The organism is Catellatospora aurea (assembly GCF_042663325.1).
In the GTDB taxonomy this organism is placed as follows: Bacteria; Actinomycetota; Actinomycetes; order Mycobacteriales; family Micromonosporaceae; genus Catellatospora; species Catellatospora aurea.
In genome coordinates, this window is the sequence record NZ_JBHTAC010000023.1 from 31,922 (window position 1) to 46,800 (window position 14,879).

Sequence of the window (14,879 nt, forward strand, 5' to 3'; positions counted from 1 at the left end):
GGTCGTTCACATCCGTTCAGGGGCGGTCACGCCGAGCAGGCCGAGGCCGTTGGCGATGACGGTGCGAGTGGCGTCGTTGAGCCAGAGCCGGGCGACGTTGACGGGCTCGATCGGTGCGTCCCCCATGGGCAGCACCCGGCAGTTGTCGAAGAAGCGGTGATAGTCCCCAGCCAGGGTCTCCAGGTAGGTCGCCACTCGGTGCGGCTCCCGCAGCTCGGCCGCGCCGGCCACCACGGCCGGATAATCGCCGAGCGCCTTGAGCAGCTCCAGCTCCTTCGGGTGGGCCAGCAGCGCCGGGTCGAACTCGCCCACGTCCCTGGTCAGCCCCAGCTCGGCCGCGTTGCGGGCGACGCTGGCGGAGCGGGCGGCGACGTACTGCACGTAGTAGACCGGGTTGTCGCGGGTCGCCCGGGTCCACAGGTCGACGTCGATGTCGATCGGCGAGTGGATGCTGTACCGGGCCAGGGCGTAGCGGGAGGCGTCCACTCCGATCGCGTCGACCAGGTCCTCCATGGTCACCACGGTGCCCGCGCGCTTGCTCATGCGCATCGGCTGGCCGTCGCGTACCAGGTTGACCAGCTGCCCGATGAGGATCTCCAGGTTGACGTCCGGGTCGTCGCCGAAGCACGCCGCCATGGCGCGCATCCGCCCCACGTAGCCGTGGTGGTCGGCGCCCAGCATCATCACGATCTTCTCCGCGCCCCGCTCCCGCTTGTCCAGGTAGTAGGCGCAGTCGGCGGCGAAGTAGGTCCACTCGCCGTCGCTCTTGCGCAGCACCCGGTCCTTGTCGTCGCCGAAGTCGGTCGTCCGCAGCCAGGTCGCGCCGTCGGCCTCGTAGATGTGCCCCTGCGCCCGCAGCCGCTCCAGGGCCAGGTCCAGCTCGCCCTTGGTGTGCAGGTCCTTCTCGTTGAAGTACACGTCGAAGTGCGTGCCGAACTCGGCCAGCGACGACTTGATCTGCGCGAACATCAGCTCGACGCCCTCGACCCGGAACGTCTCCAGGTCGTCCGCGCCGGGATGCTTGGCCTTGACCGCCTCGGCGATCTCGGCGATGTACGCGCCGCCGTAGCCGTCCTCCGGCGTCGCCTCGCCGCGGGCCGCGGCCTGCAGCGACTTGGCGAACCGGTCGATCTGCGACCCGGCGTCGTTGAAGTAGTACTCGGTGGTGACGTCCGCGCCCGCCGCCTTGAGCAGCCGCGCGAGCGCGTCGCCGACCGCGGCCCAGCGCACTCCGCCCAGGTGGATCGGGCCGGTCGGGTTCGCCGACACGAACTCCAGGTTCAGCCGCAGCCCCGCCAGCGCCGTGCCGTGCCCGTACGCCGTGCCCTGGGTGACGACCAGGCGGGCCAGCTCCCCCGCCGCCGCCGCGTCCACCCGGATGTTGAGGAAGCCCGGCCCGGCGATCTCCACAGCAGCGATCCCTGTGAATTTGCTGAGTTCCCCGGCCAGGGCCGAGGCGAGGTCGCGCGGGTTCGCGCCGACCTTCTTGGCGACCTGAAGAGCCAGGTTGGTGGCGTAATCGCCGTGCTCCGGGTTGCGCGGACGCTCCACCGTCGCCGCCGCCGGCAGGGCCGCCAGGTCGAGGCCGCGGGCCGTGAAGACGGCTTTTGCGGCGGTCAGGACAGCATCGGCGATATTCGCGGGAGTCACCCGGCCATGCTAACCGGGTAGACTTCGGCCCTCTGCGTCCCACCGCACGGCGGGCGCGCCCACCCCTCGATGTGACGGACACCACGATGAGCATCAGCACGCAAGGCGGCGAGCAGCACCGCCCCAATGTTGTGAAGGTCGGCGGCAAGCCCGCGGCCGGCGCCAAGCCCGCCACCGGCGGCGGTGCCAAGACCCCGCCGAAGGGCGTCAAGGGCGGCCCCAAGAAGCCGATCACGCCTGTCAAGGTCAACCAGGGCCGCAACTGGGGTCCCATCGCCATGTTCGCCGCCGTCGGCCTGATCGCGGTCGGCATCATCGGCTGGGGCGCCTGGGCGGCGTTCCGGCCGGGCGGCGCGGGCTACGACTGGGAGACGCGCGCCAACGCCATCGACGGCATCACGCACGTGACGACGGAGCTCAAGAGCAACCACACGTACAACCCGGAGAAGTACGACCAGAACCCGCCGGTCGGCGGCACCCACAGCTACGTGTGGCAGCAGTGCATGGGCGACGTCTACGAGGCCCCGATCCCGAACGAGCACGCGGTGCACAGCCTGGAGCACGGCGCCGTGTGGGTCACGTACCGCAAGGACCTGCCCGCCGACCAGGTGGCCGCGTTGGCCGCCAAGGTCGAGGGCAAGGAGATGATGCTGATGAGCCCGGTCGAGAACCTGGACAAGCCGATCTCCCTGCAGGCCTGGGGCTACCAGCTCAAGGTCGACAACGCGAGCGACTCCCGGATCGACGACTTCATCGGCGCGCTGCGCGTCAACGCGACCCAGGAGCCGGGTGCGACGTGCCAGGGCGGCAACACCGCCACCGGCGACAAGCCGCTGAACGAGCAGCAGGTCGCCGCGCTCACCCAGCAGCAGCAGGGCTGACAGGAGCGACATGACGGACGTGGGGAACAGCCCTCGGTTCAGCACGCGAGGGCTGGCCCTCTCCGTGGCGCTCGCGGTGCTGGTCGGGCTCGCCATCGGTTTCGGCGTGACCCGGCTGGCCGCGCCTGCCACGCCGGCCGACGACTCGGCCGCCGCCGGCTTCGCCCGCGACATGTCGTCGCACCATGCCCAGGCCGTGGCCATGGCCATGATCGCCGCGAAGAAGGGCAACGCGCACGAGGTGCGCGTCCTCGGCGAGGACATCGCGCTCACCCAGCAGGCCCAGATCGGCATCATGGGCCAGTGGCTGCGCGACTGGAGCCTGAACATCAACTCCGACGCCAAGCCGATGGCCTGGATGCCCGACGGCGACAAGTCGCTGACCAACGGCAACCTGATGCCCGGCATGGCCACCTCGCAGGAGATGACCGCGCTGGAGAACGCCACCGGCAAGGACGTCGACCGCCTGTTCCTGGAGATGATGATCAAGCATCACCTGGGCGGCGTGCACATGGTCGACGCCGTGCTGACCCAGACCGACGATCCCGACGTGCTCTGGCTCGCCAAGGGCATGAAGGCCCGCCAGCAGCTGGAGATCTCCGAGATGCAGAAGCTGCAGACCACGCTCGCCAAGCGCTGATCGGATACGCAGAGCAAGGGCCCCGCCGGAGTTCCGGCGGGGCCCTTCTCATTCACCGCCGCGTGCTCAGACCTCGGTCGGCAGGTCCCGGCGGCGACGCACCAGGAAGATCGTGCCCGCCCCGCCCACGATCAGGGCCAGGCCCACCGAAGCGAAGACGGTCACGGCCGCGCCGGTCACCGGCAGGCCCGGCTCCGACGGCGACGGCGAGTCACCCGGAACGTCCGGCGTGCCACTCGTGCTCGGGGACTCGGACGAGTCCGGGGTCGGCGTGCCGGGCGTCGGCGTCCCCGGAGTGGGCGTGCCGCTCGGCGACTCCGACGGGAACGGCGACGGGGTGTTGCCGCCCTCGCCCGCGCAGGTGTGCGTGACCACGATCCGGTCCACGTTCTTGCTGCCGACGCTCTTGCCCTCGGCGTCCAGCAGCGTCCAGCCGGCCGGCACGACCACCCAGGCCAGGTGCTTGTTGGCGGCGTTGGCGAAGCCGTGCGGGTACGCGTCGGCGTCACCGTCCTTGATATAGGTGGTGACCTGGCCGCCGGGGGTGTCGAACTTCGCCCACATGCCGATCGTGGTGTCGAACTCGTCCGGCGCGATGTTGAACACCCAGCCGTCCTTGTCCGCGGCGGCCAGGTTGCCGATCTCCGTACAGCCGCGGGTGAAGATCTTCGCCTTGGTGTTGTGGTGTGCGTGGTGCAGCACCGCGTCGTAGGGGGCCGTCGGCGCGTTGTGCGCCTGCGCGGGCAGGGCGAACAACGTGGCGAGCCCAGCGCCCACGGCCGCCAGCGAGACGGTGGCCAGCGGCGCCAGCAGACGCTTGTTCATGGGTCCTCCGGAGGGTGGAAGTGGTGCAACGCCACATCGTGACCCGGAGTGAAGAGGGCTCGGATCGGATTAACCGTCCGTGGGCTGATGATCGACACGACACACCATCGGCCGAACGGAGGACCCGGATACCGATTCGATGCCACGAAGGGGACCTGCTACTCTTTGTCGGTCACTGAGCCCCCGTAGCTCAGGGGATAGAGCACCGCCCTCCGGAGGCGGGGGCGCAGGTTCGAATCCTGCCGGGGGCACCACTGATCACCAGCAAAAAGAAGCCGCTGACCTGGGGAAACCAGATCAGCGGCTTCAAACGTCTGTACGACTGTGTCCGGTGAAATCCGGCGCTCTACGGCTGTCCGCGCCAAATACGCGCCAAAGTTTTCCGGCCTCCTAGATGCCCAGTGACCCCTCCATTCGCTGTCTGATCACGTCCTCTCCCCCGTCCAGGCATTTCGCGTAGATCCTCAGCAGGATCTCCACAGAGTGGCCCGCGCGGTCGGCTACGTCGGTCGGGGGCACTCCCCCGTTGAGCCACGTCGAGAGAGCCGCGTGCCGGAGGTCGTACGGCGTCGCGGCCAGCGGCGAGGCTGCCAGCTCCGGGGCGAAGGCAGCCTGTCTGGCGAGTCTCCATACCTTGTTGATCGTGCCCTTTGGTAGCTCCTCGCCGTTGCGCTCACCCGTGAAAAGGCGTCCGTCCGGTGCTGTGCCGAACGTGTCGATGTGCCAGTTCAGCAGGGCGGTGAGCGGCGGCGGACATGGCGCTTCTCGCCCTTCGCCTATCGCCCGCTGTTTGAGCTGCCGCTTTTCGCGGTTCTTACCCGTGTCCGTCCAGTCCTTGCCAGCGTGCGGCTCGGCACCGACCAGGTAGATCCTTCCCCAGCCCTCCGCGGGCAGGGAGAGATTCGTCTTGTTCAGGGCGGCGGCTTCCTCGGGCCGCATAGCCGCGTAGTAGAGGCAGCCGTAGAACGCCACCAGGCGTGGACCGCTGCGCTTCTGCTCCTGGACGGCTTCCAGCAGAGATCGCACCTGCTCGGGATTGGCGACTGACCGCCGATCGATCGTGTGGACGGTTCGGGGAGCCTTCCACTTGAGTGCCGGCACAGGGTTGGACGGAAGCAAGCGCCGCTCTACGGCGTACTCCACGGCAGCATTGAGGATCTTTCTTCGGCGGCTCACCACGCTTGGCGCGGCGGGAGTGCCGTCGAGTCGCACGGTTAAGCCATCCAGCACGGATCGCAACACGTCAGGCTTTCGCAGGCTGACTACCGTACGGCAATGTCGGGCAACCCACCGGAGCGTTGCTTGCACCTCGGCGGGCGCATGGGCTCGTAGCTGGGTATTGAAGCCCCAGCGACAGAGCGCGTGGCGGATCTCCTGATCACCTGGCTTACCGGCCGTTCCTGTCAGCATCAGGACGGTCACGGCGGTAAGCGCCTCCGCGTGCGTGCGCCTGGTCGTTGCGGCCACGCGTGGCCACTTCATGTCCGCGTAGGAGCAGGCGAACTCATACCAGGTCGTCGCCTGGTCGGGCCGGGCGGCCGACGTGGGCCGCCCGGTCTCGATGTCGAACGCTTCGCCCTTGCGCGCGGCAGTCATCAGGTCCGAGCGGAAGCTCTCAGCCAGGGCTTTCACCTTGAACGGCTCTCGCCATGGCTTCCCCGCTACCGCCCATCGGACGTAGTAGCTCTTCCCGCGCTTACCCTCGTACGTCTCGATCTTCCATATGCGCACGTCATACGAGGTGTCCACTAGGCCAGTACCTCCCTCTGCGCGTTAAACCACTCGTCAAGCTCACTGCGGAGAATTCGCAGGTCACCGTTTGGCAGCTTGTGGCAGCGCGGGGCGCGGCCTTTGGCTCGCCAGTCGTAGAAGGTTGAGCGTGTGATCTTGAGTTCTGCCAGTACTTCCTGAAGCGTCAGCTTCTCTTCGCTGGCGCGCTGTCTCGGGATGGCTGCGGCGGTCACTGTGTCTCCTCCCCGGTGGAAACAGCTCTGAGAGCCACGCTGAGCCAAGATCTCAGCGTGGTTGATGTCTATACATGGGTGTTGCTCATGTCTTGCTCTGGTTTGCACTGAACTGTCGAGTGTGGAGCGTGCCCGCCCTCGGTCGGGGCGGGCACGCTCGATGTCACTGAGAGTGGACGAGACGCAAGGGGGAAGGGGTACCCGTCCCACCCGTCCCACCCGTCCCAAGGCTGCTCACCCCTGGGACGGGATCTTGAGTGGGACGGGTTGACCCGTCCCACTCGCCTTCTTCGTCACCGTCGGTGGTTTCGGGGCAGTAGCGCGACCATGCGTCGGTGAAGTCGGCGCGGCGGTAGCCCTTGGTCTGGCCGAGCGGGGCGGGGAAGCGGATGTTGCTGCTGCGGATGTCGTACTCGCGCAGCATCGCGGCGAGCCTGATCGGGCTGAGCCCGGTCTTATCCCAGGTCGCCCACGGCGCTTCGTCGTCGGCGCGCAGGCGGGCCAGCAGCCCGGCGGTCGGCAGGGCCTCTTCGGTGCCGAACGCGCTGCGGATGTCGGCCAGCAGCCGGCCGGAGTCGGAGCTGACCGCTACGCGGTCGGCTTCCTCGCTGAGCAGCACCGCAGCCGCCCGCGCACGCTCTGGCCAGTCGCCACCGGCGAAGTCGGCGATGACGATGAGCGGTTCCCAGGTGTCGGCGGCGCGGTCCTCCAGGGGCATGACCGGTTCGGCGTTCTCCAGCTCGGTCAGGTGAGGGGCGAGCCATTCGCGTAGCTCGGTGGCGAGCCCGGTGATGATGGGCCGGTCGCGGCGTAGCCGCCAGGGCTTGACGTGCTCTCCGGCGGCGCGGCGGCGCATCTTGACGATGACGGCCCGGTCCTCGATGGTCTCGGGCGCGAGCCCGATCCCGGCCATGGCGACCATGCAGAACGTCTCGATGTGCTCCACGCGCTGGGTGGCAGCGTCGTAGCGGCTGACCGGTCGCCCGCGCTGGTGACCGGCGTTGAGCAGCCCGCGCAGGTCTTCGTCTCCGGCGGCTTTCGCGCCGAAGATCGCGTCGAACTCGTCCAGCAGCAGCGTCATCGTGGAGCCTGCTCCGACCGTTCGGTAGATCGCGGCGGGGCTGGCGTTGACGCTCATCATCGGGTTGTGGCACGCGGCTTCGACCACGTCCAGCAGCCGGGATTTGCCGCAGCGGCGCAGCGGCGCGCGGATGATCAGCCGGGGCGCGTACGCCCACGCCTCCTGGGCGTGCGTGGCGGCGATCCACAGCGTTACCGCGTCGACGGCCTCCGGACACGGGAGCACGCAGTAGCGGGCGATCGTGGCGTGTACGCGGTTCAGGAGCGCCGCGCCATCGACGGTGGGGCGGGTTTTGGCTGGTGATCGGGTCACAATGTCACTCCTTCTGCGGCAAATCCGTCTCGGATGGCGTTGGGGGTGGACTTGGCCCAGGGCCAGCCTGCGGCGTCGCAGGCGGACACGAGGGCGTCGTAGGCATCCGTGCTGGTGAGGTGGCCTGCGGCAACGATGAGTGCGGCGCCGCGTGCGCAGCCATACAGGGTCACGCGCCGCCTGCCCTCCGGTGCTGCGCTGATACGGGCGACCAGCGCGGACATGAGCCGGTCGGGATGGGATATGGCCCCCCCGCTGCGCGGGGGCAGCGGGTTGCCGGCAGGACGCACGGGCGCGCGCCGCCGCACCTCGGCGACACAGGCAGCTACCAGCGCGGGGGCCATATCCCTGATCTGCGCCCCGTCGTCGGCCCACAGGTACGGACGGCCGGTGTCGGGATGGGGTGAGGGTGGCGCGAGGACGTAGCCGCCGTCTGCCTTGACGTCGATGCCGGAGCCGAGCCGCCTGCCTTCGTCGCACGGCACGGGGTGACCGGGGTGGCGGTAGTACAGGTGCAGCCCACCGGAGCCAGTGCGCACGTACCTGGTCGGTGGGGTCAGCCCGCGGTCCATGAGGGCGCGCAGCGAAGCAGCGCCGTCGTGGCGGGGGTCGACGTCGATGATGACCAGCCCGGAGGCAGCGCCGGTGCGGATGGCCAAGAGTCCGCGCGGTACGGCGGTCAGCATCGCGGCGATGCGGTGCGGGTCGGTGGTGGCCGCGTAGAAGCCATGGCAGGTCAGGCAGGGGCACGCCTGCGGGTCGTGCGGAGTCTTGGTCTTGCGTGCCGTCTCGCAGGGCGGGCAGAGCGCTACGGGCCGTTTGGACCGGCCGAGCATGAAGACTGGCCAGCCGTTGGCGGCGTAGCGCAGCGCAGCCGCCGACAAGGGGTGAGCCGCCGCAGGCGGCCTTTCTGCTCTTAGGGTTGTGCTGCTCATCTGCCCTCCGGTGAGGCGGCGGGGACCGGCCGACCGTGCGGGTCGGCCGGTCCTGGTGGCGGTCACTGGTAGGCGAGTGCGCGGGGCGCGTCGTGCTGGCAGAGGGCGCGCAGCTGCGTCGCGATGCTGATGGCCTGCTCGGGGGTCATCCGCATGAGTTCGAGGTCGGAGAACACGATCAGTTCGGGGTAGCGGGCGCGGATGGTCGGGCCGACGTCGGTGGTGACGTCGCGGGTGGTGGTCATCCAGGGCTTGCCGGTGACGGCTTCGTAGATGCGCGGGATCATGGCTGCTCCTCCGGAGGCAGGCGGGGCGGTCGGGTTCATCGCGTGGTGTCCTTGGCTCGCGTGGCGCGTGCGGCCTCGGTGTTGGCGTTGTGGAACGTGTTGTAGATCCGGCGTCCGATCCGCAGGCGCAGCCGAGCACCCTTGCAGCGGCGGCAGGTGGTCACTGTGCGTAGAAGAACGGTGCGTCGGACGCCGGTTCCGGAGCAGGCGCGGCAGCGTCCAAACGGCCGCACCCAGCAAGCCAGCGCATAGACTCCGGTCGCTGTGGTGAGGGTGGCGGTAACGATCACTTCGGGTGTCATGAGGGGCCTCCACGGGCTGTTCCGGGGCCTGTTTCGGGCATGGCGTTACCCGCTACCTGGCCGATGTCGTTGCTGGTAGCGGTGCGGTTGGACGGGTAACGGCAGGGGTAACGGCACCGTTACCCCTGCCCCTGCCGTTACCCCCGGGGTTACCGGCCTACGGCTGTGCCCGACCGGCGAGGATCTTGGTCAGGTCAGCGTGCCGGTAGCCCTTGAGGACCTTCCCCGCGATCTTCACTCCCAGTGACGGGACACCGAGAGCGCGCGCCATGTCCGACAGCGCCTCAGCCGTGATCGCCGGATACGCCGCAGGCCACCGCTCGGCCAGTGCCGGCGCGGCAACCGACCAGTGCTGGCCGTTGTCACCGCACACCGCGACCAGGTCAGCAAGCAGGTCACGCGCCTGCGGCAGGTCATTGCCGACCGGACGCACGCCGCCGCGCAGCGCAATCGCGCGGGCGATGATCGCGGCGGACTCCTGCGGAGTGGGGTACTGCGACCGGACCGACACCGGCGTTGGACCGCCGGTCATGACACCCCAGCCCGCGTCGACCACCGGCCGGTACACGGTGCCGGTGATCCCGCGCCTGTACGCCCCGGTGCCAAGGATCATGTCGTTCTCCTGCTGGCCCTGCACCGACAGGCACCAGCGGTTGGTGACACACCGGGTGATGTTGGGCGGCAGGCTGGTCTTGTCCGGGATCTGGGTGAGCAGGACCACGATGATGCCCAGCGCACGCGCCCGTTTGATCAGCCGTTCCGCGGCATCGGCGGCGTCCTTGTCCGCGGCGAACAGCTCGTGCACCTCGTCGAAAATGAGCACGATCGGGTGCAGCCCAGACCCGCGCTGGCGCGCGAGTTCCGGCGTGACCTTGCCCTCCGGGGCAAGCCCGGCCTTCTTCGCGGCCAGGATGCGCTTGCCGCGCCGCTCGGCCTCTGCCAGGGCCCACGCCAGGATCGCGCCGCCCTGCCGGATCGCCTCGTCGTCGACACCGACGACGTAGGTGGAGCACAGCGGCTCGAAGTCCAGGAAGTCGCCGGTCCCTTTGAACTCGGCAATCTTGAATTCCACCGTGGGATCGAGGGACCAGGCCAGCGCGAGGGACCGCCCGGCGTAGCTCTTACCCGATCCGGGCTGGCCACCGCCCAGGAACGAGCGGGCGAAACCGGTGGTCGTGACCGGCCGCTGGCGCTCGTCGCTGCCGAACTCCGTCTCCTCGAAGACGCTGGTGACGGCGTTGTCTGCCAGCAGCGACCAGCGGGGCGTGCCCATCTTCGACGCAGGCTGGTACCCGACCCACAGATCGAGCTGCCCGGCGTGCTCCGGACCAGCCGAAGGCCAGACCTGGTCAACCGGCAGCCGCAGCGCCGAGGACAGCGCGGCACGCTTCTCGATCGCTTTGACCGCCTCAATGCCCAGCGGCAGGTTCACCCTGGCCAGCCAGCCCGGACCATCACGGTGGATCGGAGACGGGAAGTCGACCTGCCCGGAATCGGTCAGCCCTGCCAGCCGCAGCGACACGAGGGCCCCGCGGACCTGCTCGGCGGTGAGCTTGGTGAACTTCGGCGTGTTGGTGACGCGGTCGGTGATCGGCTTGTCGACGGGCTTGCCCGCCTGCGCCGCCACCGCGACCGCAGCCGCAGCGGCGGCGTACCAGCCGATCAGCGGGATCGCCCCGGACAGTTCAAGGACCATCCCGCCCACACAGGTGGCCGTGCCGGCAGCGCCGAGCAGCATCCAGCGGGGCTTGGACTCCTTCGACCTGGTGCGGTTCAGGGACTGCCACGTGTAGGCGTCGTTGTGGTCGGCGGCGTGCTGGCGCAAGCCCCAGTTGCCCTCTTCGGCACTGGCCCACCGCAGCACACGGCGGGCCAGCCGGTACATCCCGCGCGGGGCGTAGATGAGCAGCTTGCCGCCGTACTTCGGGCCGCGCAGCGCGTGGAACGCCGCGTAATAGCCGACGTCGTTGGCCAGCGCGCGGATCGTGGCGCGGCGGGTGTGGGCCGACAGCATCCACGCCGGCACCAGTGGCACGCGCCGCGTGCGGCTGGTCACGTCCGCCCACGTCAGCTCCATGCCGATGTCGGCGGCGTCAACCGGCTCGCCCAGGTCGGGGCGGTACACGCTGTAGGACTCGGCGTCGACGGGCCCGGCCGGGCCGGGCAGCGTGACGCGGGTGGGTTCGTTGTCGTCGTTGAACACGACAGGGGTCAGTGCCATGGTGCTACCTCCGGTCAGCGTCGATAAGGGCAGTGATCAGGCGTTCGTGGAGCTGGGTGAGCAGGCGGCCGCGCGGCATGGTGGGCTGCTCGGCCTGCTCGCGCATCAGCAGCTCCGCGGCGGCTACCGCGCCGCGCAGCTCGGCCAGGCGCTGGGACAGCCACGTGCACCACTGCTGCAGGTGGACGATCAGGGTGCGCTGGCGGGCGATCTCGGCGTGCAGCATCGGGCACACACCGCACGGCTGCTGCTCGCTCATACGGCACCGCCGGGGTTGAGGGTGGTTGGGCTGGGCATACTGGGTTGGCTCCTTCCGCGAAGGGGTGAGCGGGACACGGCGTGTTTGAGGAAGCCGCCGTGTCCCGCGCCTTTCTCACTGCCCGGCGTCACCGGACGCGTCAGGCCCGGTCGCGTCGAGCAGGCGGGTGACGTCTTCTTTCTGCTGGTAGTAGCCGATCCGGGCCCCGAGGTGGGCGGCCACGAACAGCCCGGCCAGGCCCCCGGTGAGCCAGTACGGCGCGGCGAACAACCACGTCAGGACGGTCGCCACCAGCACGAACGCGGCGACCACGATCGTGGCGTGGTAGCGGGTGGCGCTTGCTTCGGCTCGCATCGCGAGCACCTCGGTCGGGGACAGGTCATCGACGTTGCGCACTGCTTTCCTCCCTCTGGCGTCACCCACCGCGGGCTGCCACCGCGCGCGCCGAACACTGCTGCTCGGCGCGCACGGTCACGGCCCGCAAGGTCAGAACGGAGGCTCATCGCCGCCGTTGTCGCTGGCCCACGGGTCGGCCTCACCGGACGGCACGGCCGTGCCGCCACCGGTGCGGGTCAGCTTCTTGACCTGCGCGGTCGCATACCGCAGCGATGGGCCGACCTCTTCGACGTCGAGCTGCATCGCCTGGCGGTTCTCGCCCTCCGGGGTCTTCCACCGGTTGAGCTTCAGGCGGCCGGTGACCACGACGCGTGAGCCCTTGTGCAGGGACTCGGCGATGTTCTCGGCCATCTCCCGCCACGCAGAGCAGTTCATGAACAGCGGGTCGCCGTCCTTCCACTCGCCGGTGGCCTTGTCGTAGTTGCGCGGGGTGGACGCCACGGTGAACTTGCACAGCGCCGCCCCGCCCGGGGTGAAGCGCAGTTCGGGGTCGGCGGTGAGGTTGCCGACCAGGGTCAGGGTGGTCTCGTTAGCCACGAGCAGGCTCCCTTCGGGACTGTCCGCCGGTCTGGCGGCCACCGCTGCGGGCCGGGCAGGTGAGCCCAGCCCGCACGGTGGCGGTCAGCGCCGTGGGAACCGCGGCAGCGGCACGCGCAAGCGCCCATTCGGCGAGAGGATCTGCTCGTCCGGCCGGCACGGCAGCAGCGTGATTCCGTGCTGCTGGGCGACCTGCCTGGCGCGGTAGTTCAGCCAGTCGAGGTAGTCCAGCGTCCGCTCCAGCGCCATCTGCCGGTTGGCGTGCTCGTCGCCCAGGCGGCCGTCGATCCATGCGATCAGCTCGTGGATCTGCTCGGTCAGGTCGGCATCGGGGTCGATGGCGGGGTGCGTGTCGTCGGGGTGGAAGCCGTCGGCGGTCACCGGGCGTCCTCCTCGTCGCCGTTGGCGACCAGGTGCGCCAGGGTCGCGGCCAAGCCGAGGACCACGACCGGCAGACACGCCACGGCGGTGGTGATCTGCCACGGCGCGGAAGCCATGTCAGCAGCCGACATCAGGTGGTAAGCGACCTGCCCGGCCATGCCGACCAGCAGCGCCACGATGGTGGACCAGCGGGCAAAGCTGCGCGCCCGGGCCGGGATGCCGGTGCTCATCCACACCTTCAGCGCGTACGCCGCGTAGGCCTCCATGCCCAGGGGCAGGGTGATCGCGGTGTTCAGGCTGAACCCGTCAGCGATGCCGGGCAGCGGGTGGACCACACCGAACCCGGTGAGCTTGCCCAGCTCCACCCACCCGGACCAGATCCCGACGAACGCGCCCAGCCCGATGATGAACACCGGCCACGACCGGATACGGCGCTTCGGGCGCACCGCCGCAGCCGGGGCCGCGACCGGCTCGGCGACGGCCGGGGCGATCTTCGTGTCCGGGTGTCCGTCAACCGCCGTCAGCGGCAACGTCTCCACCGTGATCGGCGCGGCGGCGGTCTCCGGACTCGGCGACGGGTCCGGGGCCGGGTGGGTGTCCGGACCGCCGGTGATCAGTTCCGGGGACGGCTGGGCGGGCAGGGTGCCCGCCGTGTCGGCGGCCAGCAGGCCGCGCAGCTCTCCGGCCTTCGGCGCGCCGATCCGGAACTCCGACATCAGCGAATTGCGCGACGGGATCTCACCCAGCCGCTGGGCCATCTGCCTCGCGAGGGGGAGCAGGTCGGATGCGGTACGGGGGTAGGTACTGGCGGGTGCGGTCATTTCAAGCCTCCTGAAAGCGGGTGGCGGCGCTCGGCGGTCGCGTACACGCGCACCACACCGGGCCGGGAAGTCGGGTACGGGTCGGACACGGCCGACAGCGCCGTCGTGTCGTCCAGGACGGTCAGCAGGCTTGCCACGTCAGCGGTGCGGCCGATGAGCCGCACCTGCACCGGCTCGGCCGGTGCGGCTGCGGTGTCGAGGGCGGCGCGGTAGAGCGCGTCACGCTGCCCGGAGCGGATACGCGCCGTCAGCGCCGCGGCCTGTTCGGAGGTGAGTTCGCCGCGGGCGGCGCGGCGGGCGATCTCGCCGATCGCGCGGCTTGCACGAGTGCGGGGCATCAGACCGCCACCTCCGTGTCCGTGGACTGGCGGTCGAGCTTGTGCAGCTCGCATAGGTGCTCCTTGCCGCCGGTGGTCTCGCGGGTGGAGGTGGCCCGGCGGCGCACCGGCACCGGCGTGCCGGCCGCGTGCGCGTCGGCTTGTGCCTGCCAGCAGTCGGCGCAGTCGCGCTGGCCGCCGAACGTGGCGTAGCGGACCTGCCCGCGCTCCAGCGGCGGCCTGACCGCCCGGCGCGCGGGTGGCGGCGTGGGGGGCGAGTTGGCGGCAGCGCCGGTGAACAGGTCGAGCTGGGCGGCGCTCACCGTGCGGTCCTCCGCCGGGCGGCGGCGCGGGAGCAGACGAACCGGTAGCCGCGGTTGCGGCGGTCGCGGACCTCGGCCAGGCGGCGCTTGACCTCGGCGCGCTCCAGCTCGGTCAGCTCCAGTTCCTCACCGCGCACAGCCCGCTCCACAGCGATCTCGTCGATGTAGGTCGGGTCGGCCTCAACGATCAGCGGCAGGTCGCACTCCAGCGCGATCAGCAGGTCATCGGTCAGGGCCTTGGCCCATGCCGACTCGCAGGCGATCCCGCCGAGTAGGTCGGCCGGGTCGTGGTGGACGTGGCCAGCGCAGTGGCGTGCCGCCACCGGCGCGAGCGGGTTGGCGTAGGTCAGCCAGGCAGCGCCCGGCTCGTCGGCAGGTGCCGACGCGATAGCCTGAACAGGCATCGCTCTCTTCCCTTCAGCAGGTGGAGTAGGTGCAAGGCCCCGGCAGGGCTGCAATCCCTGCCGGGGCCGTTTGCTGCGGTCATCGACCGCCAAGCCGCCACCCTGGCGGCCACCGCGCGAGCTGGGCGAGCCCAGCCCCACGGAAGCTGTCAGCGCGCCGAACGGCGCGCACGGGCGGAGCGGTGAGGGCAGCGGCCGTCATCGGCGGGCTGCGAGACCACACGGCCACAGCGGCACTCACGCCACGCAGCCGACGAACGGATCGAGACACGAACAGATGCAGCGAGCGTCATCACGACACCCCTCCCAGATCAGTGCGGAATCGGTAGACGCCACCCGGGGC

19 protein-coding genes and 1 tRNA gene are annotated in these 14,879 nt (G+C 70.0%); 3 read left to right on the top strand and 17 right to left on the bottom strand.

Annotated features, from left to right (window positions below; all coding sequences use genetic code 11):
- Positions 1-6: 6 nt before the first annotated feature.
- Complete coding sequence (argS, locus tag ACFQO7_RS21940; protein WP_376808100.1) at positions 7-1,650, bottom strand: arginine--tRNA ligase; 1,644 nt, start codon at positions 1,648-1,650, stop codon at positions 7-9.
- An 86-nt stretch (positions 1,651-1,736) separates the two neighbouring features.
- Here argS and ACFQO7_RS21945 point away from each other — a divergent pair, with 86 nt between their 5' ends.
- On the top strand, positions 1,737-2,531 hold the full coding sequence (locus ACFQO7_RS21945) for a DUF3105 domain-containing protein (RefSeq protein WP_376808101.1): 795 nt from the start codon (positions 1,737-1,739) through the stop codon (positions 2,529-2,531).
- Between the two features lie 10 nt (positions 2,532-2,541).
- A complete protein-coding gene (locus tag ACFQO7_RS21950; protein WP_360520994.1) occupies positions 2,542-3,171 on the top strand; it encodes a DUF305 domain-containing protein in 630 nt (209 codons plus the stop codon).
- A 66-nt stretch (positions 3,172-3,237) separates the two neighbouring features.
- Here ACFQO7_RS21950 and ACFQO7_RS21955 read toward each other — a convergent pair whose 3' ends face one another.
- Positions 3,238-3,996 carry an LPXTG cell wall anchor domain-containing protein gene (locus ACFQO7_RS21955; protein ID WP_376808102.1) on the bottom strand — a complete coding sequence of 253 codons (759 nt, stop codon included), beginning with the start codon at positions 3,994-3,996 and terminating at the stop codon, positions 3,238-3,240.
- 179 nt (positions 3,997-4,175) lie between these two features.
- Here ACFQO7_RS21955 and ACFQO7_RS21960 point away from each other — a divergent pair.
- A tRNA-Arg gene (locus ACFQO7_RS21960) sits at positions 4,176-4,250 on the top strand.
- A gap of 136 nt (positions 4,251-4,386) precedes the next feature.
- Here ACFQO7_RS21960 and ACFQO7_RS21965 read toward each other — a convergent pair.
- From ACFQO7_RS21965 to ACFQO7_RS22035, 15 genes are all read right to left on the bottom strand, one after another.
- Positions 4,387-5,745, bottom strand: a complete 1,359-nt coding sequence (locus ACFQO7_RS21965; RefSeq protein WP_376808103.1) for a tyrosine-type recombinase/integrase — start codon at positions 5,743-5,745, stop codon at positions 4,387-4,389.
- The gene (locus tag ACFQO7_RS21970; RefSeq protein ID WP_376808104.1) at positions 5,745-5,960 is read right to left on the bottom strand and encodes a helix-turn-helix transcriptional regulator; all 216 of its coding nucleotides are present in this window, start codon (positions 5,958-5,960) and stop codon (positions 5,745-5,747) included. Before ACFQO7_RS21970 ends, ACFQO7_RS21965 begins: the two co-directional genes overlap by 1 nt.
- A gap of 163 nt (positions 5,961-6,123) precedes the next feature.
- Positions 6,124-7,353, bottom strand: a complete 1,230-nt coding sequence (locus tag ACFQO7_RS21975; RefSeq protein ID WP_376808105.1) for a DUF3631 domain-containing protein — start codon at positions 7,351-7,353, stop codon at positions 6,124-6,126.
- The gene (locus tag ACFQO7_RS21980; RefSeq protein WP_376808106.1) at positions 7,350-8,288 is read right to left on the bottom strand and encodes a bifunctional DNA primase/polymerase; all 939 of its coding nucleotides are present in this window, start codon (positions 8,286-8,288) and stop codon (positions 7,350-7,352) included. The genes ACFQO7_RS21975 and ACFQO7_RS21980 overlap by 4 nt, the downstream gene beginning before the upstream one ends.
- A gap of 62 nt (positions 8,289-8,350) precedes the next feature.
- Positions 8,351-8,575 (bottom strand): hypothetical protein, encoded by a 225-nt coding sequence (locus ACFQO7_RS21985; protein ID WP_376808107.1) that lies wholly within the window; start codon positions 8,573-8,575, stop codon positions 8,351-8,353.
- Between the two features lie 35 nt (positions 8,576-8,610).
- The gene (locus tag ACFQO7_RS21990) at positions 8,611-8,877 is read right to left on the bottom strand and encodes a hypothetical protein (RefSeq protein ID WP_376808108.1); all 267 of its coding nucleotides are present in this window, start codon (positions 8,875-8,877) and stop codon (positions 8,611-8,613) included.
- Between the two features lie 157 nt (positions 8,878-9,034).
- Positions 9,035-11,098: a cell division protein FtsK gene (locus ACFQO7_RS21995; protein ID WP_376808109.1), complete on the bottom strand. Its 2,064-nt coding sequence runs from the start codon at positions 11,096-11,098 to the stop codon at positions 9,035-9,037.
- Between the two features lie 4 nt (positions 11,099-11,102).
- Positions 11,103-11,357: a hypothetical protein gene (locus tag ACFQO7_RS22000; protein WP_376808110.1), complete on the bottom strand. Its 255-nt coding sequence runs from the start codon at positions 11,355-11,357 to the stop codon at positions 11,103-11,105.
- Between the two features lie 114 nt (positions 11,358-11,471).
- A complete protein-coding gene (locus ACFQO7_RS22005) occupies positions 11,472-11,753 on the bottom strand; it encodes a hypothetical protein (protein WP_376808111.1) in 282 nt (93 codons plus the stop codon).
- 90 nt (positions 11,754-11,843) lie between these two features.
- Positions 11,844-12,290, bottom strand: coding sequence for a single-stranded DNA-binding protein (locus tag ACFQO7_RS22010; RefSeq protein ID WP_376808112.1), 447 nt, complete (start codon positions 12,288-12,290; stop codon positions 11,844-11,846).
- An 84-nt stretch (positions 12,291-12,374) separates the two neighbouring features.
- Positions 12,375-12,671: a hypothetical protein gene (locus ACFQO7_RS22015; RefSeq protein WP_376808113.1), complete on the bottom strand. Its 297-nt coding sequence runs from the start codon at positions 12,669-12,671 to the stop codon at positions 12,375-12,377.
- Entirely contained in the window at positions 12,668-13,492 is an 825-nt protein-coding gene (locus ACFQO7_RS22020) for an ABC transporter permease (RefSeq protein WP_376808114.1), read from the bottom strand. The genes ACFQO7_RS22015 and ACFQO7_RS22020 overlap by 4 nt, the downstream gene beginning before the upstream one ends.
- Positions 13,489-13,830 (bottom strand): hypothetical protein, encoded by a 342-nt coding sequence (locus ACFQO7_RS22025; RefSeq protein WP_376808115.1) that lies wholly within the window; start codon positions 13,828-13,830, stop codon positions 13,489-13,491. Before ACFQO7_RS22025 ends, ACFQO7_RS22020 begins: the two co-directional genes overlap by 4 nt.
- Positions 13,830-14,132: a hypothetical protein gene (locus ACFQO7_RS22030; RefSeq protein ID WP_376808116.1), complete on the bottom strand. Its 303-nt coding sequence runs from the start codon at positions 14,130-14,132 to the stop codon at positions 13,830-13,832. The genes ACFQO7_RS22025 and ACFQO7_RS22030 overlap by 1 nt, the downstream gene beginning before the upstream one ends.
- The gene (locus tag ACFQO7_RS22035) at positions 14,129-14,536 is read right to left on the bottom strand and encodes a hypothetical protein (protein WP_376808117.1); all 408 of its coding nucleotides are present in this window, start codon (positions 14,534-14,536) and stop codon (positions 14,129-14,131) included. The genes ACFQO7_RS22030 and ACFQO7_RS22035 overlap by 4 nt, the downstream gene beginning before the upstream one ends.
- Positions 14,537-14,879: the final 343 nt, after the last annotated feature.